Annotated in this window: 21 protein-coding genes; 13 read left to right on the plus strand and 8 right to left on the minus strand. The window is 52.3% G+C overall.

Annotated elements, in window-relative coordinates; all coding sequences use genetic code 11:
* Nucleotides 1–520 precede the first annotated feature (520 nt).
* Both J4728_RS21720 and mdtD read left to right on the plus strand, forming a co-directional pair.
* A complete protein-coding gene (locus J4728_RS21720) occupies nt 521–1,225 on the plus strand; it encodes a FadR/GntR family transcriptional regulator (RefSeq protein WP_001131144.1) in 705 nt (234 codons plus the stop codon).
* An 11-nt stretch (nt 1,226–1,236) separates the two neighbouring features.
* Nucleotides 1,237–2,664, plus strand: a complete 1,428-nt coding sequence (gene mdtD / locus J4728_RS21725) for a multidrug transporter subunit MdtD (RefSeq protein WP_208212385.1) — start codon at nt 1,237–1,239, stop codon at nt 2,662–2,664.
* Here mdtD and rbsR read toward each other — a convergent pair.
* The 7 genes from rbsR to kup all read right to left on the minus strand — a co-directional run bounded on the left by rbsR (nt 2,630) and on the right by kup (nt 10,597).
* The gene (gene rbsR / locus J4728_RS21730; protein ID WP_000224487.1) at nt 2,630–3,628 is read right to left on the minus strand and encodes a ribose operon transcriptional repressor RbsR; all 999 of its coding nucleotides are present in this window, start codon (nt 3,626–3,628) and stop codon (nt 2,630–2,632) included. The two genes, mdtD and rbsR, sit on opposite strands and share 35 nt — an antisense overlap.
* A gap of 3 nt (nt 3,629–3,631) precedes the next feature.
* On the minus strand, nt 3,632–4,561 hold the full coding sequence (gene rbsK, locus J4728_RS21735; protein ID WP_000844730.1) for a ribokinase: 930 nt from the start codon (nt 4,559–4,561) through the stop codon (nt 3,632–3,634).
* Between the two features lie 132 nt (nt 4,562–4,693).
* A complete protein-coding gene (rbsB, locus tag J4728_RS21740) occupies nt 4,694–5,584 on the minus strand; it encodes a ribose ABC transporter substrate-binding protein RbsB (protein ID WP_001056260.1) in 891 nt (296 codons plus the stop codon).
* 24 nt (nt 5,585–5,608) lie between these two features.
* A complete protein-coding gene (gene rbsC, locus J4728_RS21745) occupies nt 5,609–6,574 on the minus strand; it encodes a ribose ABC transporter permease (protein WP_000211345.1) in 966 nt (321 codons plus the stop codon).
* A gap of 5 nt (nt 6,575–6,579) precedes the next feature.
* Nucleotides 6,580–8,085 carry a ribose ABC transporter ATP-binding protein RbsA gene (rbsA, locus tag J4728_RS21750; protein WP_000339359.1) on the minus strand — a complete coding sequence of 502 codons (1,506 nt, stop codon included), beginning with the start codon at nt 8,083–8,085 and terminating at the stop codon, nt 6,580–6,582.
* A gap of 7 nt (nt 8,086–8,092) precedes the next feature.
* Nucleotides 8,093–8,512, minus strand: coding sequence for a D-ribose pyranase (gene rbsD / locus J4728_RS21755; protein WP_000715944.1), 420 nt, complete (start codon nt 8,510–8,512; stop codon nt 8,093–8,095).
* 216 nt (nt 8,513–8,728) lie between these two features.
* Nucleotides 8,729–10,597: a low affinity potassium transporter Kup gene (gene kup, locus J4728_RS21760; protein WP_000102338.1), complete on the minus strand. Its 1,869-nt coding sequence runs from the start codon at nt 10,595–10,597 to the stop codon at nt 8,729–8,731.
* A 347-nt stretch (nt 10,598–10,944) separates the two neighbouring features.
* Between kup and ravA the strand changes: the two genes are divergently transcribed.
* Together ravA and viaA are read left to right on the plus strand one after the other, a co-directional pair.
* Nucleotides 10,945–12,441, plus strand: a complete 1,497-nt coding sequence (ravA, locus tag J4728_RS21765; RefSeq protein ID WP_000940991.1) for an ATPase RavA — start codon at nt 10,945–10,947, stop codon at nt 12,439–12,441.
* A complete protein-coding gene (gene viaA / locus J4728_RS21770; protein WP_208212387.1) occupies nt 12,435–13,886 on the plus strand; it encodes an ATPase RavA stimulator ViaA in 1,452 nt (483 codons plus the stop codon). Before ravA ends, viaA begins: the two co-directional genes overlap by 7 nt.
* Nucleotides 13,887–13,890: 4 nt before the next feature.
* On the opposite strand, the gene asnA is transcribed toward viaA, so the two are convergent.
* The gene (asnA, locus tag J4728_RS21775) at nt 13,891–14,883 is read right to left on the minus strand and encodes an aspartate--ammonia ligase (protein WP_000845121.1); all 993 of its coding nucleotides are present in this window, start codon (nt 14,881–14,883) and stop codon (nt 13,891–13,893) included.
* Nucleotides 14,884–15,033: 150 nt separating this feature from the next.
* Between asnA and asnC the strand changes: the two genes are divergently transcribed.
* The 9 genes from asnC (at nt 15,034) to atpH (ending at nt 22,203) form a co-directional block, all read left to right on the plus strand.
* On the plus strand, nt 15,034–15,492 hold the full coding sequence (gene asnC, locus J4728_RS21780) for a transcriptional regulator AsnC (RefSeq protein ID WP_000433018.1): 459 nt from the start codon (nt 15,034–15,036) through the stop codon (nt 15,490–15,492).
* Nucleotides 15,493–15,581: 89 nt separating this feature from the next.
* Entirely contained in the window at nt 15,582–16,025 is a 444-nt protein-coding gene (gene mioC / locus J4728_RS21785; protein WP_000763722.1) for an FMN-binding protein MioC, read from the plus strand.
* 378 nt (nt 16,026–16,403) lie between these two features.
* Entirely contained in the window at nt 16,404–18,293 is a 1,890-nt protein-coding gene (gene mnmG, locus J4728_RS21790; RefSeq protein ID WP_208212389.1) for a tRNA uridine-5-carboxymethylaminomethyl(34) synthesis enzyme MnmG, read from the plus strand.
* Between the two features lie 102 nt (nt 18,294–18,395).
* Nucleotides 18,396–19,019: a 16S rRNA (guanine(527)-N(7))-methyltransferase RsmG gene (rsmG, locus tag J4728_RS21795; RefSeq protein ID WP_001519938.1), complete on the plus strand. Its 624-nt coding sequence runs from the start codon at nt 18,396–18,398 to the stop codon at nt 19,017–19,019.
* A gap of 615 nt (nt 19,020–19,634) precedes the next feature.
* Nucleotides 19,635–20,015 (plus strand): F0F1 ATP synthase subunit I, encoded by a 381-nt coding sequence (atpI, locus tag J4728_RS21800; RefSeq protein ID WP_000116685.1) that lies wholly within the window; start codon nt 19,635–19,637, stop codon nt 20,013–20,015.
* Nucleotides 20,016–20,023: 8 nt separating this feature from the next.
* Complete coding sequence (atpB, locus tag J4728_RS21805; protein WP_000135632.1) at nt 20,024–20,839, plus strand: F0F1 ATP synthase subunit A; 816 nt, start codon at nt 20,024–20,026, stop codon at nt 20,837–20,839.
* Nucleotides 20,840–20,885: 46 nt separating this feature from the next.
* A complete protein-coding gene (gene atpE, locus J4728_RS21810) occupies nt 20,886–21,125 on the plus strand; it encodes a F0F1 ATP synthase subunit C (RefSeq protein ID WP_000429386.1) in 240 nt (79 codons plus the stop codon).
* Nucleotides 21,126–21,184: 59 nt separating this feature from the next.
* Complete coding sequence (gene atpF, locus J4728_RS21815) at nt 21,185–21,655, plus strand: F0F1 ATP synthase subunit B (RefSeq protein WP_001052212.1); 471 nt, start codon at nt 21,185–21,187, stop codon at nt 21,653–21,655.
* 14 nt (nt 21,656–21,669) lie between these two features.
* The gene (atpH, locus tag J4728_RS21820; RefSeq protein ID WP_001288957.1) at nt 21,670–22,203 is read left to right on the plus strand and encodes a F0F1 ATP synthase subunit delta; all 534 of its coding nucleotides are present in this window, start codon (nt 21,670–21,672) and stop codon (nt 22,201–22,203) included.
* Nucleotide 22,204 lies beyond the last annotated feature (1 nt).

Consider the following 22,204-nt stretch of genomic DNA (forward strand, 5'->3'; position numbering starts at 1 on the left):
GCCAGCGTTCAATCTGAGCCATGATCAAACTCTTCAATTTAAAAGTTTGATGCTCAAAGAATTAAACTTCGTAATGAATTACGTGTTCACTCTTGAGACTTGGTATTCATTTTTCGTCTTGCGACGTCAAGAATCCGTATCTTCGAGTGCCCACACAGATTGTCTGATAAATTGTTAAAGAGCAGTGCCGCTTCGCTTTTTCTCAGTGGCGCGGGGTGTGCATATTACGCTTTCCCGCTTCAGAGTCAAGCGTTTATTTTCGCTTTTCTCCGTGAGGTTCTGGTCTGAACCCCGCTGACCCGGCGGCCTGTATGCCGTTGTTCCGTGTCAGTGGTGGCGCATTATAGGGAGTTATTTCTGCCTGACAAGAGGAAATTTAAAATAATTTTCTGAGTGTCTCTTTTTTCATCAATGGCGTGCTTAACGTGCCATAAAATAAGCAAATTGCCGTTATTGCAACTGCAATCACACTTCCAGGTGGCATACTAATAACCAAACGAAAGAGAAAGGAAGAACATTCATGCCTTTAAGCGCACAACAATTAGCCGCACAGAAAAATCTATCCTATGTTCTGGCTGAAAAGCTGGCGCAGCGGATATTAAAGGGTGACTACGCCCCCGGTACGATTCTTCCCGGCGAAATAGAACTGGGCGAGCAGTACGGCGTAAGTCGAACGGCAGTTCGCGAAGCGGTGAAAACGTTGACGGCTAAAGGCATGGTGCTACCCCGTCCGCGCATTGGTACGCGGGTGATGCCGCAGGGAAACTGGAACTTTCTGGATCAAGAGCTGCTGACCTGGTGGATGACGGAAGAAAATTTTCATCAGGTGGTGGATCATTTTCTGGTGATGCGTATTAGCCTGGAGCCGCAAGCCTGCCTGCTGGCGGCGACTCTTGGCACACCGGAGCAGAAAGCGCGGCTTAATGCCTTAATGGAAGAGATGGTCGCGCTGAAAAAGCATTTTAAGCGTGAACGCTGGATTGAAGTGGATATGGCGTGGCACGAGCATATCTACGAAATGAGCGCCAATCCCTTTCTAATCTCTTTTGCTACGCTATTTCATTCGGTTTATCACACTTACTTTACCTCAATCACCTATAACGAGGTGGTAAAGCTGGATTTGCACCAGGCCATTGTTGATGCCATCGCTGATGGCGACGGCGAACGCGCTTTCCAGGCCTGTCAGGCGTTGTTAATAGCGCCCAATGAGAGACCAGATAATTAACAGGATATTGAATGACCAGCAAAAAAGCGCGCAGTATGGCTGGCCTGCCGTGGATCGCGGCAATGGCCTTCTTTATGCAGGCGCTAGACGCCACCATTTTGAATACCGCTTTACCGGCTATTGCGCATAGTCTTAACCGTTCACCACTCGCCATGCAGTCCGCTATTATCAGTTATACCCTGACAGTAGCCATGTTAATTCCGGTAAGCGGCTGGCTGGCTGACCGCTTCGGTACGCGTCGCGTCTTTATGGTTGCCGTAAGTCTGTTTACGTTAGGCTCGCTGGCCTGCGCGCTCTCCAGTTCACTATCTGAATTGGTTATTTTTCGCGTCGTACAAGGCGTCGGCGGAGCGATGATGATGCCAGTGGCGCGACTGGCGTTATTGCGAGCCTATCCGCGTAGTGAGCTGCTGCCCGTTCTTAACTTTGTCACTATGCCGGGGCTGGTAGGTCCGATTCTGGGGCCGGTATTAGGCGGCGTACTGGTGACCTGGGCAAGCTGGCACTGGATCTTCCTGATTAATATTCCCATTGGGGTTGCAGGCATTCTGTATGCCCGCAAATATATGCCCAACTTCACCACGCCGCGTCGCAAGTTTGACATGACCGGCTTCTTTCTTTTTGGATTAAGTCTGGTTTTATTTTCCAGCGGAATGGAACTGTTTGGCGAAAAGATTGTGGCGACATGGATCGCATCCGCCATTATTTTTTGCAGTATCGTTCTACTATTGGCCTATATCCGCCACGCCCGCCGTCATCCGACACCGTTAATATCACTATCGCTGTTTAAGACACGCACATTTTCCGTCGGTATTGCCGGCAACCTCGCCACGCGTCTGGGGACAGGCTGCGTACCTTTTTTGATGCCGTTAATGCTACAGGTTGGTTTTGGCTACCCGGCTCTGATCGCCGGCTGCATGATGGCGCCGACAGCTTTGGGTTCTATTATCGCGAAATCGACCGTAACGCAGGTTTTGCGACGTTTGGGATACCGGAAGACTCTGGTCGGCATTACGGTATTTATCGGTCTGATGATTGCCCAGTTTTCGTTTCAATCTCCCGCCATGCCGATCTGGATGCTCGTGCTGCCGCTATTCATTCTTGGAATGGCGATGTCCACTCAATTTACGGCAACGAATACGATTACTCTTGCGGATCTGACAGACGATAACGCCAGCAGCGGCAACAGCGTTCTGGCGGTTACGCAGCAATTGTCTATCAGTTTAGGCGTGGCGATCAGCGCGGCGGTGTTACGTATTTATGAAGGTTTTGCGGGCACCAGTACCGTGGAACAGTTCCACTATACCTTTATCACGATGGGGGCGATCACTATCGTGTCCGCGCTGATGTTTATGCTGCTAAGAGCCAAAGACGGCAACAATCTGATTAAAGAACGGCATAAATCTAAACCGACCCACGCACCGTCAAAACCGGAGTAAGCTGAAGTCGCTGTTGTTGCAAGGCGGGCTGCGCCATCCGATGAATCAACACATCAATAGCCAGCTCGCCCAATTCATCTTTCGGCTGATGGATAGTCGTCAGCGGCGGCGTCATATAGCGCGCCAGCTCAATATCATCATAGCCAATGACTGCCATATCCTGCGGAATACGAAGCCCCGCCTGATATAGCGCCTGATAGGCGCCGACAGCCATCGCATCGTTTCCGGTAAAAACCGCTTGCGGTCGCTGTTGATGGGCGAGTAACGCCTGCATGGCGTCAAAGCCGCCGCCAAATTCAAAATCGCCGGTGATCTCATAGCCTTGCGGAATAGCCAGCCCTGCGCGTTTCATCGCCGCCCGATACCCTTCCAGCCGCAAACGCGCTGGCGTTTTGTCCAGCGGGCCGGTAATACAGGCTATTCGGGTAAATCCTTTATCGATAAGGTGTTGGGTGGCAAGATCGCCGCCTAACAACGAATTATCCTGAATGAGATCGCTATCGCCCTCACCATCAAACGGCGACCAGTCCATCATGACGGTAGGAATAGACGGATAACGCTCCATGATTTCACGAGAAGGCTGATGCGTTTCGGTACACAGCAGCAGTAAACCGTCTACCCGTTTTTGCATCAGCGTCTCCAGGTTGCGGTTCATCCGTTGCTCGTCGCCTTCGGTATTGCACAGCACCAGACTATAACCGCGCTCAAAACAGCTTCGCTCAACGCCGCGCACCAGTTCGGAATAAAAAGGGTTGGTACTGGCGGTAATCAGCATACCAATCGTGCGGGTCTGGTTTAACTTGAGGCTTCGCGCCAGCGCAGAAGGCGCATAGTTAAGTGATTTAATCGCCGCTTCAACTTTTTCGGTTATCGTCTCACTCACAAAGCGATCTTTGTTAATAACGTGAGAGACCGTCGATGTAGAGACTCCCGCCAGGCGGGCAACATCTTTCATAGTAGCCAAGCGTTACCCCTGCTGATGTAAAAACGCTTCTATCTCTTCGCGCCACGGAACGGAAGGTTGCGCGCCTTTACGCGTTACGGCAATCGCGGCGGCGGCATGGGCAAAGCGAATCGCTTCCGGCAACGGCGTCTCCTCCAGTATCGCGGTGATAAAGGCGCCGTTAAACGTATCTCCGGCGGCAATGGTATCGACAGCCTCAACGCTAAATCCAGGAACGCGGCGGCCCTCGCCGTTTACGCTGGCCCAGACGCCACGGCTTCCTAAGGTAATTAATACGGTTCGAATGCCTTTATCATGCAAAACCTGCGCAGCTTTCGCGGCATCGTCGTCATTTTCCACACGCACGCCCGTCAGCTTTTCAGCTTCCGTTTCATTTGGCGTGATGATGTCCACCAGCGCCAGCAGTTCATCCGGTAGCTCACGGGCAGGCGCCGGGTTAAGCGCAACAGTAGTATGATGTTGATGGGCGATTTTCGCCGCCGCCAGTACGCTTTCCAGCGGCGATTCCAGCTGCATCAGTAACGCATCCGCCTGCGCGATACGTTCACGTTGCGCATCAACCAACGCCGGCGATAACGCGGCATTCGCTCCGGCATGAATACCGATAACGTTCTCGCCTTCGCCGTTAACGAAAATCAGCGCCACCCCGGTAGACTCGCCTTTAATAACGCTAACTGGCGCGATATCAATACGATCGCTGACTAATTGTTTACGAATACTGTCGCCAATATCGTCATCGCCTGTGCAGGCAATAAACGCAATATTTGCCCCGCTACGTCCCGCAGCAACCGCCTGATTCGCGCCTTTCCCGCCAAACGCGACCTGATAATGGCTACCGGTTACCGTTTCACCCGGGGTAGGGAAGGACTCAAGATTAAGGATATGATCGGCATTAATGCTGCCAAGGACGATGAGATTACCTGCGGTTTTCATATTCGGGGTTCCACGTCAAAGTGCGCCACCGGTTAGGGTGGCGCGTGCCCTGCTTTTCTTTTTTTACGTTCACCTCAGCGGAGGCTCGCGTATTTCTGTCGCCATCAGGCCATAGTTGACCCGTGTCGTTTATTACTGCTTGATGACCAGTTTCAGGTCAACCGGATATTTGGCCTGAACTTTTTCGCCTTTCAGCACCTTATCCGCCACTTCAACGCCTTTGGCGCCGATTTGATCCGGTAACTGAGCGATAGTCGCTGCCAGTTTGCCATCTTTTACGGCCTTTTCGCCATCCGGCGTACCGTCAAATCCAACCACCATCACATCTGCTTTACCGGCAGTTTGCAGCGCGCGCAGTGCGCCCAGCGCCATTTCATCGTTCTGGGCGAAGACAGCCTGAACATCCGGATGCGCGGTCAGCAGGTTCTGCATGACGTTCAGACCCTTAGTACGGTCGAAATCGGCAGGCTGGCTGGCCAGGACATTAAATTTGTGGGCGGCTACCGCCTGCTGGAAACCTTCGCCACGCTCACGCGCCGCGGATGTTCCGGCAATGCCTTGCAACTCAATCACTTTGGCGCCTTCGCCAGCTTTTTTCGCGATATAGTCGCCAGCGATCTTACCGCCCAGCACGTTATCAGACGCGATATGGCTGACGACATCGCCTTTGGTTGCCTGGCGGTCAAGCGTGATAACCGGAATCTTCGCCTGGTTCGCCATCTTCACCGCGTTACCCACCGCATCGGAATCAGTCGGGTTGATCAGCAAAATTTTGGTCCCGCGAACGGTTAAATCCTGCACGTTCGCCAGCTCTTTGGCAGGGTTGTTCTGGGAGTCCAGCACCACCAGGTTATAACCCAGTTTATCCGCCTCTTTTTGCGCCCCGTCTTTTAACGACACGAAGAAGGGATTATTGAGGGTAGAGATCACCAGCGCAATGGTGTCTTTCGCCATTGCATTCGCGCTCACGGTGGCGCTCAGCGCAACAGCAGATACCAGGGTAGCCAGTTTTTTCATGTTCATATTTCAGATGTCCTGTAGTCGTTGTTACTGCTTTTTGTTGTCTACCAGTACCGCCAGCAAAATCACCACCGCTTTGACGATCATCTGGTAATAGGAGGAAACACCTAACAAATTCAAACCATTATTAAGGAAGCCGAGAATCAATGCGCCGATCAATGTCCCAACAATGCGTCCTTTACCGCCTGCAAGGCTGGTGCCGCCCAGCACCACGGCGGCAATAGCATCCAGCTCATAGCCGGTACCCGCCGTCGGCTGCGCGGAAGAGAGGCGCGCCACTTCAATGATGCCCGCCAGCGACGCTGTCAGGCCACAAAGTGAATAGACGATAATTTTCACTTTGCTAACGCTAATGCCAGACAGGCGCGTCGCCGCTTCGTTACCGCCCAGCGCGTAGATATAGCGTCCCAGACGGGTGTGATGCAGCATATACCAGGCGGCGATAAAGACGATAGCCATGATCCAGACCGGCGTAGGAACGCCCAGCGGACGGCCGATACCGAACCAGCCAAACAGATCGGCGTTATCGGTAAAGCCGGTGTTGACCGGGCTACCGTCGGTGTAAACCATCGTCACGCCACGCAGTAGCAGCATCATCACCAGCGTAGCGATAAACGCCTGTACGCGGCCCTTCGCGACGATAACGCCAGTGACGGCGCCAATCGCAGCGCCCAGCGCCAGCGCGGCGGCAACCGCGACCAGCGCATTCACTTCAACGCCGACGATTGAAGCGGCAACCGCGCCGGTGAGCGCCAGCAGGGAACCGACGGACAGATCGATCCCCGATGTCAGAATCACCAACGTCATCCCCACCGCCATAATGGCGTTGACGGAGGTCTGTTGAAGAATATTGAACAGATTATTAACGGTAAAAAAGTTGGGGCTCAACGTCGAAACAATCGCGATCAGCACCAGCAGGGCAATGAGCGACTTCTGCTCAAGAAGCCACGCTTTAGTGAAATAACGGCGACCAGAAACAGCCTGGGTTGTCATCTTTTTTACTCCTGATTCACGCGATTAAGCTTGCCCACTGCGGCAGCCATTAACACTTCCTGGGTGGCCTGCTCGCGAGTAAATTCACCGCTGAGATGCCCTTCATGCATGACGATGATGCGATCGCTCATGCCTAATACTTCTGGCATCTCAGATGAGACCAGAATGATGCTCAGGCCGTCGGCCTTAAACTGGTTGATAAGCTGGTAAATCTCTTTCTTGGCACCGACGTCCACGCCGCGGGTCGGCTCGTCGAGAATGAGCACTTTCGGGCGCGTCATCAACCCGCGAGCAATCGCCACTTTTTGCTGATTACCGCCAGAAAGCAGGCCTATCGCCTGTTCCATTGAAGGCGTCTTGACGTTGAACAGACGGATAAAATCCCCCACCGCCTGCTGCTCATCTTTGTGTTTCAGGCTTCCGCCAGCGCGGCTGAAATAGTCCAGCGCCGTCAGCGACATATTCTCTTTAACTGACATGCCGAGCACCAGTCCATCGCGCTTACGGTCTTCAGAGATATAAACGATGCCATTGGCCAGCCCGTCCTGCGGAGAGCGCGTCACCACTTCGTGTCCATCGAGCGTCACATAACCGCTGGTTCGCGGCATCGCGCCGTACAATACTTTCATCAGCTCGGTGCGACCGGCGCCCATCAGGCCGGAGATGCCAAGAATCTCGCCTTTTCGCAGCACAAAAGAGACATCATTCACGCCCGGTCCGCACAGATTATCGACCTTGAGGCGAATCTCACCCGGCGCGTTATCCAGATGCGGGTACTGATCTTCCAGCTTACGTCCCACCATCATTTCGATAAGAGAATCTTCGGTCAACGTGGCCACTTCACGCTCGGCGATAAATTGCCCATCGCGGAAGACCGTCACGTCATCGCAAATTTCGAAGATCTCTTTCATACGGTGGGAGATATAGACAATGCCGCGCCCCTGCGATTTTAATTCGCGGATAACGCGGAACAGAGAGTCGGTTTCAGTGTCGGTCAGCGCATCGGTCGGTTCATCCATAATGATGACTTTGGATTCGAAGCTCAGTACTTTGGCGATTTCCACCATTTGCTGATCGCCGATAGAGAGTTCGCCCACCAGCTTATCGCTCTTAAAGCGCAGATTGAGTTTGGCTAAGAGGTGGTCGGCTTCGGCATACATCTTTTTCCAGTCGATTTTGCCAAAGCGATTCACAAATTCACGGCCCAGGAAGATATTTTCCGCAATGGTCAACTGCGGAATCAGGTTCAGTTCCTGATGAATAATGCCGATCCCGGCTTCCTGAGACGATTTAGGCCCATTAAAGGTGGTCTCTTTACCCAGCCATAACAACGATCCCGCATCTCGCGTATAGATGCCGGTTAATACTTTCATCATGGTGGATTTTCCGGCGCCGTTTTCCCCCACCAGCGCCATAACGCGGCCAGGATAAACGTTTAACGCGGCGCCGGAGAGAGCCTTCACGCCGGGGAACGCTTTATCGATCCCTTTGAGTTGCAGTAATGCGTCCATAGCGGCCTCAGAACGTGACGCCAGCGCAAAGAATGACGTTCGCATACGGGGAACACTCCCCGCTGCGAATCACCGCCTGACTGTCTGCAGTCAATTTTTTGAATTGTTCGTGTGTCGTATAACTAATTTTTATGGTGTTTCCCTGGTGTTGCTGCAGTTGCTCAAGGTGAGTGAGCAACGTTTCGTGGAGCTGCGGATTCTGTTGTTTGATTTCCGTTGCAAGAATCGCCGCCTCAACCTGCATTTCCCGGGTCACGACATCCACCACCTGCATAAAAGAAGGTACGCCCTGGGTTAGTGCCATATCGATACGCGCGGTGCTATTCGGGATGGGTAAACCCGCATCACAGACCACCAGAGTATCAGTATGCCCCAGACGGGAAATGACCGACGAGATTTCAGAGTTGAGTACGGTGCCTTTCTTCATTTTTCTGCTCCACTAGCGAAACGTTTCGCTGGCCGCAGTGTAACCCTGGATGTGTTCATAAAACCATCATGACGTAACAGAATTGTGATCGCCGTCGAAACGTTTCGCTAGCGGAAATCAGGTGAAGATAATCGCCCAATGGCGATTATCTTGTGGGAATCTACGGATTGGCCAGGCCGGGTAAGCCAACGCGGCCCCCGGCATGTTGATGGGAGGTTAAATCTCGACCTGCGTACCTAACTCAATCACGCGGTTAGGCGGGATCTCGAACTGATCCGGCGCGCGCAGGGCGTTGCGTTGCAACAACAAATACAGCTTGCCACGCAGACGCAAATACCACGGGCGTTTGCCGACAATCAACGACTCGTGCGACATAAAGAACGACGTTTCCATCATCCGACAGCTAAGCCCTTCCAGACCGCAGCGGTGGAACACCTCTTCAACGTTTGGTGTTTCACGCCAGCCGTAGCTGGCCACCACGCGCCAGAATGTCGGAGATAACTGCTCAATCTGCACCCGGCGAACGTTATGCACATAAGGCGCATCTTCCGTACGCAACGTCAGTAAGATTACGCGCTCATGCAACACTTTGTTGTGCTTCAGGTTATGCAATAAAGCAAAAGGGATCACACTGAGCGCGCGCGACATGTATACGGCAGTACCCGGCACCCGAACCGGCGGTGACTTCTCCAGTGAAGCAATCATCGCTTCCAGCGAATTACCATGTTCATGCATACGACGCAACAGACGGAAACGCTCGCTCTTCCAGGTGGTCATGATCGTGAACATGATCAGGCCCAGGCTCAGCGGCAGCCAACCACCGGACAACAATTTATCGAGGTTAGCCGAGAACAGCGGGATATCCACGCACAGGAACGCGATGAGGATCAGCGCGACAAAATATTTGTTCCAGTGCCAGTTCTTACGCGCCACGGTCGTAGAAAGAATAGACGTCAGCACCATCGTGCCGGTCACGGCGATACCATAGGCCGCCGCCAGGTTGCTGGAGTGCTCAAAGCTAACAATAACAACCACGACCGCGAAATAAAGCAGCCAGTTAACGAAAGGGATATAGATCTGACCGGACTCCATCTCGGAGGTATGGATAATGCGCATTGGCGACAAATAGCCAAGACGCACGGCCTGACGCGTCAGCGAAAAGACGCCAGAAATAACCGCCTGGGAGGCGATCACTGTCGCCAGCGCGGCCAGAATCAGCAGCGGAATTAACGCCCAGTCCGGTGCCAACAGGAAGAAGGGGTTTTTAATCGCTTCCGGATGCTTTAGTAGCAATGCGCCCTGACCAAAGTAGTTCAGTACTAACGACGGCAATACCACGGTAAACCACGCCAGGCGAATCGGGAACTTACCGAAGTGTCCCATATCGGCGTACAACGCCTCTACGCCGGTAATCGACAGCACCACCGCGCCCAACGCAATAAACGATACGGTTTTATATTCAAGGAAAAAACGTACCGCCCAGACAGGATTCAGCGCATGTAACACTTCGGGATTGGCGATAATACTGCGCAGGCCAAGTACCGCCAGGATTAAAAACCAGGTCAGCATGATCGGCGCAAAGAGTTTCCCTACCATTCCCGTACCGTGCTTCTGAATCATAAACAACAGAGTCAGCACAATAATGGAAAGCGGGACAATCCAGGTATCCAGCTGCGGCGCGACAATTTCCAGGCCTTCAATCGCCGACATCACTGAAATCGCCGGCGTAATGACCACTTCGCCATAGAAAAAGCTGCCGCCTATCAGTCCCATGATAACTAACATGGATGTGGTGCGCGCCGAGGTATTACGCCCGGCAAGCGACATCAGTGTCAAAATTCCACCTTCACCCGCGTTATCGGCGCGCATCACGAAGGTGAGATATTTGATGGAAACCACAAAGATGAGTAGCCAGAAGATCAGCGACAGAAAACCAAACACGGCATCTCGTTCAACGCCAAAACCAAACTGACCGGACAAACATTCACGAAGCGTATAAAGCGGGCTGGTACCAATATCACCGTAGACAACCCCAATAGCTGCGAGGGTAATCGCAGGCAACGATTGCTTATTATCAGTGCTCATAGACTCATCTTTCGTTTATACACGTCACCCTTCACACTACCTCCTTGTCGGCTGCATTCGCTTACCCCAGTCACACGTTTAAGTCAGTGCCAGGGGATTCACTCCTTTGCCGCCTTGATGTAGTTTGAATGAATGAGTGTATAGATATGAAATGTGTGCTTAGTCCCTTGGCCCACAAAAAAGCGCACAGTATGCACGATTAATCATAAAATCGTACCCCTAAATGAAGCCAGATTAACCTGGCTCAAAGAAAAATAAACAGCGCGTCAGACGATTACAGCCCCGGTGGTGAAACGTCTATACTCGCAATTAGCATGATCCATTTGTCGAAAGGACGCCTCTTTATTATGGCTCACCCACATTTATTAGCGGAAAGAATTTCCCGTCTGAGCAGCGCCCTTGAGAAGGGGCTGTATGAACGTAGTCATGCCATACGCCTTTGCCTACTGGCGGCGTTAAGCGGTGAGAGCGTCTTTTTGTTGGGCCCGCCCGGTATCGCCAAGAGTCTGATTGCCCGCCGCCTGAAGTTTGCTTTCCAGCGCGCCCGCGCTTTTGAATATCTGATGACACGCTTTTCCACGCCGGAAGAGGTGTTTGGCCCGCTCTCTATTCAGGCGCTGAAAGATGAAGGTCGCTATGAACGCTTAACGACCGGCTACCTTCCCGAAGCCGAAATCGTTTTTCTGGATGAAATCTGGAAAGCCGGGCCCGCTATCCTGAACACATTGCTGACCGCCATTAACGAACGCCATTTCCGCAACGGCGCATTTGAGGAAAAAATTCCGATGCGGCTGCTGGTGGCGGCCTCTAACGAACTGCCCGAAGCGGACAGCAGCCTGGAAGCCTTGTACGACCGAATGTTGATTCGCCTGTGGCTGGATAAAGTTCAGGATAAAGCCAATTTCCGCTCCATGCTGGTTAGTCAGCAGGATGAGAGTGATAACCCGGTCCCCGCCTCGTTACAGGTTAGCGACGAAGAATATCAACAGTGGCAAAAAGATATCGGCGCGATTTCACTCCCTGATCCGGTCTTTGAGCTGATATTTACTCTGCGCCAACAGCTGGATAATTTGCCGAATGCGCCTTATGTCTCCGACCGTCGCTGGAAGAAAGCCATCCGCCTGTTACAGGCCAGCGCCTTCTTTAGCGGACGCGACGCGGTTGCGCCGATTGACCTTATCCTGCTAAAAGATTGCTTGTGGTATGACGCGCAGAGTCTGAATCTCATGCAACAGCAACTAGAAATATTGATGACCGGACACGCCTGGCAGCAGCAGGCCATGCTGACTCGCCTCGGCGGTATCGTCCAGCGCCGCCTCCAGTTGCAGCAACAGCAAAGCGATAAAACCGCCTTCACCGTCATTAAAGAAGGCGGTATGTTCAGCCGCCGCCCGCATTACACTTTACCGCCGGAAGCCAGTGCATCAACGTTGACGTTATTGCTACAAAAACCGCTAAAACTGCATGATATGGAAGTGATCCATATTACTTTTGACCGCAGCGCGCTGGAACTTTGGCTGACCAAAGGCGGCGAGATCCGCGGCAAACTGAACGGGATCGGCTTTGCCCAAACGTTGAATATGGAAGTCGATAACGCTCAACATCTGGTGGTGCGCGACATCAGTCTACAAGGTACCCGTCTGGCGTTACCGGGAACGGCTGAAGACAGTATGCCTGCGGAGATCAAACAGCAGCTGGAAACGTTAGAAAACGACTGGCGCCAGCAGCATACCCGCTTCAGCGAACAGCAACATTGCCTGTTTATTCACAGCGACTGGTTAGGGCGCATTGAGGCCAGCCTGCAGGATGTAGGAGAACAGATCCGCCAGGCGAAACAATGCTGACGCTGGATACGCTAAATACCATGCTGGCCGTCAGCGAAGAGGGAATGGTCGAAGAGATGATCCTCGCGCTACTGGCTTCCCCACAACTGGTCATTTTCTTTGAAAAGTTTCCGCGTTTAAAAAACGCCGTGACCGCCGATCTCCCGCGCTGGCGGGAAGCGCTACGCAGCCGTCTTAAAGACGCACGCGTTCCGCCGGAACTCACGGAAGAGGTCATGTGTTATCAGCAAAGCCAACTTCTCTCTACCCCACAGTTCATCGTGCAACTGCCGCAAATACTGGCGTTGCTTCACCGCCTGCATTCACCGTATGCCGCGCAGGCGAAGCAGTTGACGGAGAGCAACAGTACCTTTACCCCTGCGCTACACACGCTTTTTTTGCAACGCTGGCGGTTAAGTCTGGTCGTGCAGGCCACCACGTTAAACCAACAACTACTGGAAGAAGAGCGCGAGCAGTTGCTGAGTGACGTTCAGGAACGGATGACGCTGAGCGGGCAACTGGAACCGACGCTGGCGGAAAATGATAATGCCGCAGGCCGCCTGTGGGATATGAGCGCGGGCCAGCTTAAACGTGGTGATTATCAACTGATCGTAAAATACGGCGAATTTCTCGCCGCCCAGCCGGAGCTAATGCAACTGGCGGAACAACTGGGACGTTCGCGGGAAGCCAAATCGGTACCGAAAAAAGACGCGCCGATGGAAACCTTTCGTACACTGGTACGCGAACCCGCAACGGTGCCGGAGCAGGTTGACGGTATTCAGCAAGGCGATGATATTCTGCGCCTGTTGCCGCCAGAGCTGGCGACGCTCGGCATCACCGAGCTGGAATATGAATTTTACCGCCGGTTAGTGGAAAAACAGCTCCTCACCTATCGCCTGTATGGCGAAGCGTGGCGTGAGAAAGTGACCGAACGGCCGGTAGTACACCAGGATGTCGACGAGCAGCCGCGCGGACCGTTTATTGTCTGCGTCGATACTTCAGGCTCGATGGGAGGATTTAACGAGCAGTGCGCAAAAGCGTTCTGCCTGGCGTTGATGCGCGTTGCGCTGGCGGATAACCGCCGCTGCTTTATTATGCTGTTTTCCACTGACGTTGTGCGTTATGAACTCTCCGGCCCGGAAGGTATTGAGCAGGCCATCCGCTTTTTAAGTCAACGTTTTCGCGGCGGCACGGATATCGCCAGCTGTTTTCGCGCCATTATTGAAAGAATGCAGGGACGGGAATGGTTTGATGCCGATGCGGTGGTCATTTCGGATTTTATCGCCCAGCGCTTGCCGGATGACGTGGTGAGCAAAGTGGGAGAGTTGCAGCGTCTTCACCAGCATCGATTCCACGCGGTGGCGATGTCGGCGCACGGCAAACCCGGCATCATGCGCATTTTCGATCATATCTGGCGCTTTGACACCGGGATGCGAAGCCGCCTGCTGAGACGCTGGCGACGCTAACGGCTTATAAAATAGCAGGAATGCTTTCGCGAACCTGCGCGGGCCATACGCCGCACTGTACCTGACCAATATGCGGCAATTGCAGCAGCAACATCGTCAGACGCGACTGCCCAATCCCGCCGCCGATGGTCTGCGGCATTTCGCCGCGCAGCAGCGCCTGATGCCACTCCAGTTGCAGACGATCTTCATCACCGGTCAACGCCAGCTGGCGCATCAGCGTATCGGCATCTACGCGGATACCCATAGAGGAAAGCTCAAACGCATCTTCCAGCACCGGGTTCCACACCAGGATATCGCCGTTCAGACCGGCGTAGCCCAGCTCAGATGCGGAGCTCCAGTCATCATAATCCGGCGCGCGTACATCATGGCGGTGGCCATCGCTCAGTTTACCGCCGATCCCCACCAGGAAAACGGCGCCAAGTTCTTTGGCGATCGCGCGTTCGCGCCCTTTCGCATCCAGATCCGGGAAACGCGCCAGCAGTTCCTGACTGTGAACAAACTGAATTTGCTCTGGCAGGAACGGCGCCAGACCAAACTGTTTATGCACTTCTGCTTCCGTCGCCTTAATTCCTGCCCATATAGCCTCTACTGTGCTTTTCAGGGTGGAAAATTGGCGCTCGCCATCGCCCATGACACGCTCCCAGTCCCACTGATCCACATAGACCGAGTGGAGCGGAGAGAGTCGGTCTTCATCGGGGCGAAGGGCTTTCATGTGCGTGTACAGCCCTTCGCCCGCGCTGAAGTCATGTTGCCCCAGGGTTTGACGTTTCCACTTCGCCAGTGAATGCACCACTTCGAACTGGGCGTCAGGCAATGCTTTCACTTTTACCTGCACCGCTTTTTCACAGCCGGACAAATTATCCTGCGTACCATCCCCTACGCGACTCAGGATCGGCGCCTGGACCTCAATCAGACCCAGACGCTCCTCCAGCTGGCGAGAGAAATGTGATTTCACGAAGCTAATTTGACGTTGTTTGGCAATGTAAGCGGTTTTCATTTTTTTACTCCTGCGTCCTGTTGCCTATGATTAAGCAACAAAACGAGAGCACTATTCAATAATCAACAGATAAAAAGCTAACTTCGGTTTTGATTCGTTAAAAATAATGGCTAAAATAGAGATAATCATTAATCTGCATAAGAAAAAGCGATGGAAAATTATCAGATCGACAATCTGGACCGCGGCATCCTTGACGCCTTAATGGGAAATGCCCGCACCGCCTACGCCGAACTGGCCAAACAATTTGGCGTTAGCCCTGGAACCATTCACGTTCGCGTCGAGAAAATGAAGCAGGCCGGGATCATTACGGGCGCACGGATTGACGTCAGCCCTAAACAACTGGGCTACGATGTGGGCTGCTTTATTGGCATCATCCTCAAAAGCGCCAAAGACTATCCCTCCGCACTGGCCCGGCTGGAAAGCCTGGATGAGGTGACGGAAGCGTATTACACCACCGGTCACTACAGCATCTTTATAAAAGTGATGTGCAAATCAATCGACGCGCTTCAGCACGTACTTATCAACAAGATCCAAACAATTGATGAAATTCAGTCCACTGAGACACTGATCGTCTTGCAGAACCCGATCATGCGCACCATCAAGCCATGATCGGCTTTTTTAATCCCACATTTTTCCACAGGTAGATCCCAGCTCGTTCACAGAGTACAATGCAGCCTCTTTACCTGAGCGAGCGATCAATGGCAGACATTACTCTTATCAGCGGCAGCACCCTGGGCGGCGCCGAATACGTCGCGGAACATCTGGCGGAAAAGCTGGAAGCTGCCGGTTTTTCAACCGAAACGGTGCACGGTCCGTTATTAGAGGATCTGTCAACTTCCGGGATCTGGCTGATAATCAGCTCAACGCACGGTGCCGGAGACATTCCGGACAACCTGACCCCTTTCTATGAAGACCTTCAGACGCAGAAACCCGATCTTTCCGCGGTACGTTTCGGCGCAATTGGCATTGGTAGTCGAGAATACGACACGTTTTGCGGCGCGATTGAGAAAATAGAAGCGGAACTGAAAGGCGCTGGCGCAAAACAGGTTGGGGAAACACTGAAGATCAACATCCTTGAACATGAGATTCCGGAAGATCCAGCGGAGATTTGGCTCGGATCCTGGATTAATTTACTCAAATAAGTGTAAAGATCGTGCGATCCATTGTGGATAAATCTGGTGGAAAGCTTGGATCAACCGGTAGTTATCCAAAGAATAACCGTTGTTCACTTTTTGAGTTGTGTATAAGTACCCGTTTTGATCCCAGCTTATACGGGCCACGATCACCGATCATTCACAGCTAGTGATCCTTTCCAACGCATTGATCTTTATTACAGGATCCGGGTTATCCACAGCCTGGTGCGATCCTAATAAGAGATCACAATAGAACAGATCTCTAAATAAAAAGATCTTCTTTTTAATAGCCCGGATCCCGGGGCTTTCTCCATCGGCTAAAGTTGAGTAGAATCCACCGCCCGGGCTTCAATCCATTTTCACACCGCGTTATGCGAGGCAATTACCATGTTTTATCAGGATCCTTTTGACGTCATTATTATTGGCGGGGGTCATGCAGGCACTGAGGCCGCGATGGCCGCAGCGCGTATGGGTCAACAGACTCTGCTTTTGACACACAATATTGACACGTTGGGACAGATGAGCTGCAACCCGGCGATCGGCGGTATTGGAAAGGGACATCTGGTAAAAGAGGTGGATGCGCTCGGCGGTCTGATGGCGAAAGCGATCGATCAGGCAGGTATTCAGTTTAGGATACTAAACGCCAGCAAAGGTCCGGCCGTTCGCGCTACCCGGGCTCAGGCGGATCGAGTCTTATACCGCCAGGCGGTGCGTACCGCGCTGGAGAATCAGCCGAATCTGATGATCTTCCAGCAAGCTGTTGAAGATCTGATTGTCGAAAACGATCGCGTTGTCGGCGCCGTGACCCAAATGGGGCTCAAATTCCGCGCGAAAGCGGTGGTACTGACCGTCGGAACCTTCCTGGATGGCAAAATTCATATTGGTCTGGATAACTACAGCGGCGGTCGTGCTGGCGATCCGCCATCCATCCCGCTGTCTCGCCGTCTGCGTGAGCTTCCGCTACGCGTCAGCCGCCTGAAAACCGGCACACCGCCGCGTATTGATGCGCGTACTATCGATTTCAGCGTGTTGTCTCAACAGCATGGCGATAACCCGATGCCGGTTTTCTCGTTTATGGGGAATGCTTCTCAGCATCCGCAACAGGTGCCGTGTTACATCACGCATACCAATGAGAAAACCCATGACGTGATTCGTAATAACCTCGATCGTAGCCCAATGTACGCTGGCGTGATCGAAGGGATCGGCCCACGCTACTGTCCTTCGATCGAAGACAAGGTGATGCGTTTTGCCGATCGTAACCAGCATCAGATCTTCCTTGAGCCGGAAGGACTGACCTCTAACGAGATTTACCCTAACGGTATCTCCACCAGCCTGCCGTTTGACGTGCAGATGCAGATTGTCCGTTCCATGCAGGGTATGGAGAACGCGAAGATCGTTCGCCCTGGTTACGCGATTGAGTACGATTTCTTCGACCCGCGCGATCTGAAACCGACTCTGGAAAGTAAATTTATTCACGGCCTGTTCTTTGCTGGTCAAATCAACGGTACTACCGGCTATGAAGAGGCTGCGGCGCAGGGCTTGCTCGCTGGTCTGAATGCCGCGCGTCTTTCCGCCGACAAAGAGGGCTGGGCGCCTGCGCGTTCTCAGGCTTATCTCGGCGTGCTGGTGGACGATCTCTGTACGCTGGGCACCAAAGAGCCGTATCGCATGTTTACCTCCCGTGCCGAATATCGTCTGATGCTACGTGAGGACAATGCCGATCTGCGTCTGACTGAAATGGGCCGCGAGCTGGGTCTGGTGGATGATGAACGCTGGGCGCGCTTCAACGAGAAGCTGGAAAATATCGAACGCGAACGTCAGCGGCTGAAATCGACATGGGTAACGCCGTCTGCGGAATCCGCCGATGAAGTGAATGCGCATTTGACCACGCCTCTCTCCCGTGAGGCCAGCGGCGAAGATCTGTTGCGTCGTCCGGAAATGACCTACGCGCAGCTCACTTCGCTTGCCGCATTCGCGCCTGCGCTTGAAGATGAGCAAGCCGCTGAGCAGGTGGAAATCCAGGTCAAATACGAAGGCTATATCGCTCGCCAGCAGGATGAGATTGAAAAACAACTACGTAACGAGAATACGTTGCTGCCTGCCACGCTGGATTATCGTCAGGTTTCCGGTCTGTCGAACGAAGTTATCGCCAAGCTGAACGATCATAAACCGGCGTCTATCGGCCAGGCATCGCGTATCTCCGGCGTTACGCCAGCGGCAATCTCCATTCTGCTGGTATGGCTGAAAAAACAAGGTATGCTGCGTCGTAGCGCTTGATAACACTAATTTGGCGGGGGCGCTTCGCTTGCCCGCCCTACAAATTTGTAGGCCCGATAAGCGAAAGCGCATCGGGCATTTGATTATTAACAGGTAATGACCGTGCTCAACAAACTCTCTCGTCTGCTGGCTGATGCCGGTATTTCTCTTACCGATCACCAGAAAACGCTGCTGGTCGCCTACGTTGATATGCTGCACAAATGGAACAAAGCATACAACCTGACGTCAGTGCGGGATCCCAACGAAATGTTGGTACGCCATATTCTCGACAGCATAGTCGTTGCGCCGTATCTTCAGGGACAGCGTTTTATCGACGTAGGAACAGGACCGGGGCTGCCGGGCATCCCGCTGGCTATTGTTCTCCCTGACGCGCATTTCACCTTACTCGACAGCCTGGGCAAGCGGGTACGTTTTCTGCGTCAGGTCCAGCACGAACTGAAACTGGAAAATATCACGCCGGTTCAAAGCCGCGTTGAAGCCTATCCCTCCGAACCGCCGTTTGATGGCGTTATCAGCCGCGCTTTCGCATCGTTGAATGATATGGTGAGCTGGTGTCACCATCTGCCGGGAGAGAAAGGGCGTTTTTATGCCTTAAAAGGGCAATTGCCAGGGGATGAAATTGCCTCACTACCTGACAATTTTAGCGTCGAATCTGTTGAAAAATTACGCGTTCCGCAACTGGAAGGCGAGCGGCATCTGGTGATTATTAAGTCAAACAAAGTTTAATTTTTATCAAAAAAAATAGAAAAAAAACGACGCGGCTTGTGTTAAAAATCGACAGGTATAACGCATTTCAGCGTTGTTACATTTAACTCTGGATTTACGGTTTCGTTTCAACATGACAACGTCGCTTCTTTTGTTAAAACAGAGAGTAATCAACTTTGTAAATATCAGTCTGCTAAAAATCGAATCGAAAAATCACTTTTGCTTGTTAAATTTTTATTATAAATGTCAATGGGGCGTTTTTAAGGTGTAAGCTGGTATTTTTAAAACAGTACTTGGTTTTACGCTTAAATATCAAAAAGATGAAAAGGCATGAATTGACACGTAAATGAATTGCGTAAGCATGAATATGTTTAATGTGTGATCTGGTGCACGCTTTATCGCCAGTGTTTTCGCGCTATTTGCAGTTTTGTACGATCGTTCACACTTTGGCTAAAAGTTAAAAATGCGGGCCAGAGAAAAATATTTAAACATTTATTCACCTTTTGGCTACTTATTGTTTGAAATCACGGGGGCGCACCGTATAATTTGACCGCTTTTTGATGCTTGACTCTAAGTCTTAAAGAACGTTTTATACGACACGCGGCATACCTCGAAGTGAGCAGGAGTAAAAACGTGATGTCTGTGTCGCTCGTGAGTCGAAACGTTGCTCGTAAGCTTCTGTTCATTCAGTTTCTGGCGGTAATAGCAAGTGGATTGCTGTTTTGCCTCAAAGACCCCTTCTGGGGCATCTCCGCAGTATGTGGGGGATTGGCAGTGGCACTGCCTAATATGTTGTTTATGATATTTGCCTGGCGTCACCAGGCGCATACACCTGCTAAGGGCCGCGTGTCCTGGACTTTCGCCTTCGGTGAAGCCTTCAAGGTGTTAGCGATGCTGGTTTTACTGGTGGTGGCGTTGGCGGTTTTAAAGGCGGTGTTTTTGCCGCTGATCGTTACGTGGGTTTTGGTGCTGGTGGTTCAGATACTGGCGCCGGCTGTAATTAACAACAAAGGGTAAAAGGCATCATGGCTTCAGAAAATATGACGCCGCAGGAATACATAGGACACCATCTGAATAACCTTCAGTTGGACCTGCGTACTTTCTCGCTGGTGGATCCGCAGAACCCCCCAGCCACCTTCTGGACGCTCAATATTGACTCCATGTTCTTCTCGGTGGTGCTGGGTCTGTTGTTTCTGGTGATGTTCCGTAGCGTTGCTAAAAAAGCGACCAGCGGCGTGCCAGGCAAGTTTCAGACCGCGATTGAGCTGATAGTCGGCTTTGTGCATGGCAGCGTCAAAGACATGTACCATGGCAAAAGCAAGCTGATTGCGCCGCTGGCCCTGACGATTTTCGTCTGGGTATTCCTTATGAACCTGATGGACTTACTGCCTATCGACCTGCTGCCGTATATCGCTGAGCATTGGCTGGGTCTGCCGGCAACGCGCGTGGTGCCGTCTGCTGACGTGAACATCACCCTGTCGATGGCGCTGGGCGTATTCATCCTTATTCTGTTCTACAGCATCAAAATGAAAGGCATCGGCGGCTTCGCAAAAGAGTTGACGCTGCAGCCGTTCAATCACTGGGCGTTCATTCCTGTCAACTTAATCCTTGAAGGGGTAAGTCTGCTGTCCAAACCGGTTTCTCTCGGTCTGCGACTGTTCGGCAACATGTATGCCGGTGAGCTGATTTTCATTCTGATTGCTGGTCTGTTGCCGTGGTGGTCACAGTGGATTCTGAATGTGCCGTGGGCCATTTTCCACATCCTGATTATTACGCTGCAAGCCTTCATTTTCATGGTTCTGACGATTGTCTATCTGTCGATGGCGTCCGAAGAGCATTAATTTACCAACACTACTACGTTTTAACTGAAACAAACTGGAGACTGTCATGGAAAACCTGAATATGGATCTGCTGTACATGGCTGCCGCTGTGATGATGGGTCTGGCGGCAATCGGTGCTGCGATCGGTATCGGCATCCTCGGGGGTAAATTCCTGGAAGGCGCGGCGCGTCAACCTGATCTGATTCCTCTGCTGCGTACTCAGTTCTTTATCGTTATGGGTCTGGTGGATGCTATCCCGATGATCGCTGTAGGTCTGGGTCTGTACGTGATGTTCGCTGTCGCGTAGTAAGCGTTGCTTGAATTAAGAGCAATATCAGAAGGTTAACTAGATAGAGGCATTGTGCTGTGAATCTTAACGCAACAATCCTCGGCCAGGCCATCGCGTTTATTCTCTTTGTCTGGTTTTGCATGAAGTACGTATGGCCGCCGTTAATGGCAGCCATCGAGAAACGTCAGAAAGAAATTGCTGACGGTCTCGCTTCTGCTGAACGAGCACATAAGGATCTTGACCTTGCAAAGGCCAGCGCGACCGACCAGCTGAAAAAAGCGAAAGCGGAAGCTCAGGTAATCATCGAGCAGGCAAACAAACGCCGCGCTCAGATCCTGGACGAAGCCAAAACTGAAGCAGAGCAGGAACGTACTAAAATCGTGGCGCAGGCGCAGGCGGAAATTGAAGCCGAGCGTAAACGCGCCCGTGAAGAGCTGCGTAAGCAAGTTGCTATCCTGGCTGTTGCTGGCGCCGAGAAGATCATCGAACGTTCCGTGGATGAAGCTGCTAACAGCGACATCGTGGATAAACTTGTCGCTGAACTGTAAGGAGGGAGGGGCTGATGTCTGAATTTGTTACGGTAGCTCGCCCCTACGCCAAAGCAGCTTTTGACTTTGCCGTTGAACACCAAAGTGTAGAGCGCTGGCAGGATATGCTGGCGTTTGCCGCCGAGGTAACCAAGAACGAACAAATGGCAGAGCTTCTCTCTGGCGCGCTGGCGCCGGAAACGCTCGCTGAGTCGTTTATCGCAGTCTGCGGTGAGCAGTTAGACGAAAACGGTCAGAACCTGATTCGGGTGATGGCTGAAAATAATCGTCTGAACGCGCTCCCGGATGTTCTGGAGCAGTTTATTCATCTGCGTGCCGCCAGTGAAGCTACCTCCGAGGTAGAAGTTACGTCGGCAACCGCATTGAGTGAAGAGCAGCTTTCGAAAATCAGCGCCGCGATGGAAAAACGTCTGTCACGCAAAGTGAAGCTGAATTGCAAAATCGATAAGTCTGTAATGGCAGGCGTTATCATCCGGGCGGGTGATATGGTCATTGATGGCAGCGTACGCGGCCGTCTTGAGCGCCTTGCAGACGTCTTGCAGTCTTAAG

This window comes from Salmonella sp. 32070601201500089SM (assembly GCF_017573605.1).
GTDB lineage: Bacteria > Pseudomonadota > Gammaproteobacteria > Enterobacterales > Enterobacteriaceae > Salmonella > Salmonella enterica.

Excerpts from the sequence above, each read along its gene's own strand:
- J4728_RS21720 (WP_001131144.1), top strand. The coding sequence starts at position 521 with ATGCCTTTAAGCGCACAACAATTAGCCGCACAGAAAAATCTATCCTAT.
- mdtD (WP_208212385.1), top strand. The coding sequence starts at position 1,237 with ATGACCAGCAAAAAAGCGCGCAGTATGGCTGGCCTGCCGTGGATCGCG.
- rbsK (WP_000844730.1), bottom strand. The coding sequence starts at position 4,561 with ATGAAAACCGCAGGTAATCTCATCGTCCTTGGCAGCATTAATGCCGAT.
- rbsB (WP_001056260.1), bottom strand. The coding sequence starts at position 5,584 with ATGAACATGAAAAAACTGGCTACCCTGGTATCTGCTGTTGCGCTGAGC.
- rbsC (WP_000211345.1), bottom strand. The coding sequence starts at position 6,574 with ATGACAACCCAGGCTGTTTCTGGTCGCCGTTATTTCACTAAAGCGTGG.
- rbsA (WP_000339359.1), bottom strand. The coding sequence starts at position 8,085 with ATGGACGCATTACTGCAACTCAAAGGGATCGATAAAGCGTTCCCCGGC.
- rbsD (WP_000715944.1), bottom strand. The coding sequence starts at position 8,512 with ATGAAGAAAGGCACCGTACTCAACTCTGAAATCTCGTCGGTCATTTCC.
- kup (WP_000102338.1), bottom strand. The coding sequence starts at position 10,597 with ATGAGCACTGATAATAAGCAATCGTTGCCTGCGATTACCCTCGCAGCT.
- ravA (WP_000940991.1), top strand. The coding sequence starts at position 10,945 with ATGGCTCACCCACATTTATTAGCGGAAAGAATTTCCCGTCTGAGCAGC.
- viaA (WP_208212387.1), top strand. The coding sequence starts at position 12,435 with ATGCTGACGCTGGATACGCTAAATACCATGCTGGCCGTCAGCGAAGAG.
- asnA (WP_000845121.1), bottom strand. The coding sequence starts at position 14,883 with ATGAAAACCGCTTACATTGCCAAACAACGTCAAATTAGCTTCGTGAAA.
- asnC (WP_000433018.1), top strand. The coding sequence starts at position 15,034 with ATGGAAAATTATCAGATCGACAATCTGGACCGCGGCATCCTTGACGCC.
- mioC (WP_000763722.1), top strand. The coding sequence starts at position 15,582 with ATGGCAGACATTACTCTTATCAGCGGCAGCACCCTGGGCGGCGCCGAA.
- mnmG (WP_208212389.1), top strand. The coding sequence starts at position 16,404 with ATGTTTTATCAGGATCCTTTTGACGTCATTATTATTGGCGGGGGTCAT.
- atpI (WP_000116685.1), top strand. The coding sequence starts at position 19,635 with ATGTCTGTGTCGCTCGTGAGTCGAAACGTTGCTCGTAAGCTTCTGTTC.
- atpB (WP_000135632.1), top strand. The coding sequence starts at position 20,024 with ATGGCTTCAGAAAATATGACGCCGCAGGAATACATAGGACACCATCTG.
- atpE (WP_000429386.1), top strand. The coding sequence starts at position 20,886 with ATGGAAAACCTGAATATGGATCTGCTGTACATGGCTGCCGCTGTGATG.
- atpH (WP_001288957.1), top strand. The coding sequence starts at position 21,670 with ATGTCTGAATTTGTTACGGTAGCTCGCCCCTACGCCAAAGCAGCTTTT.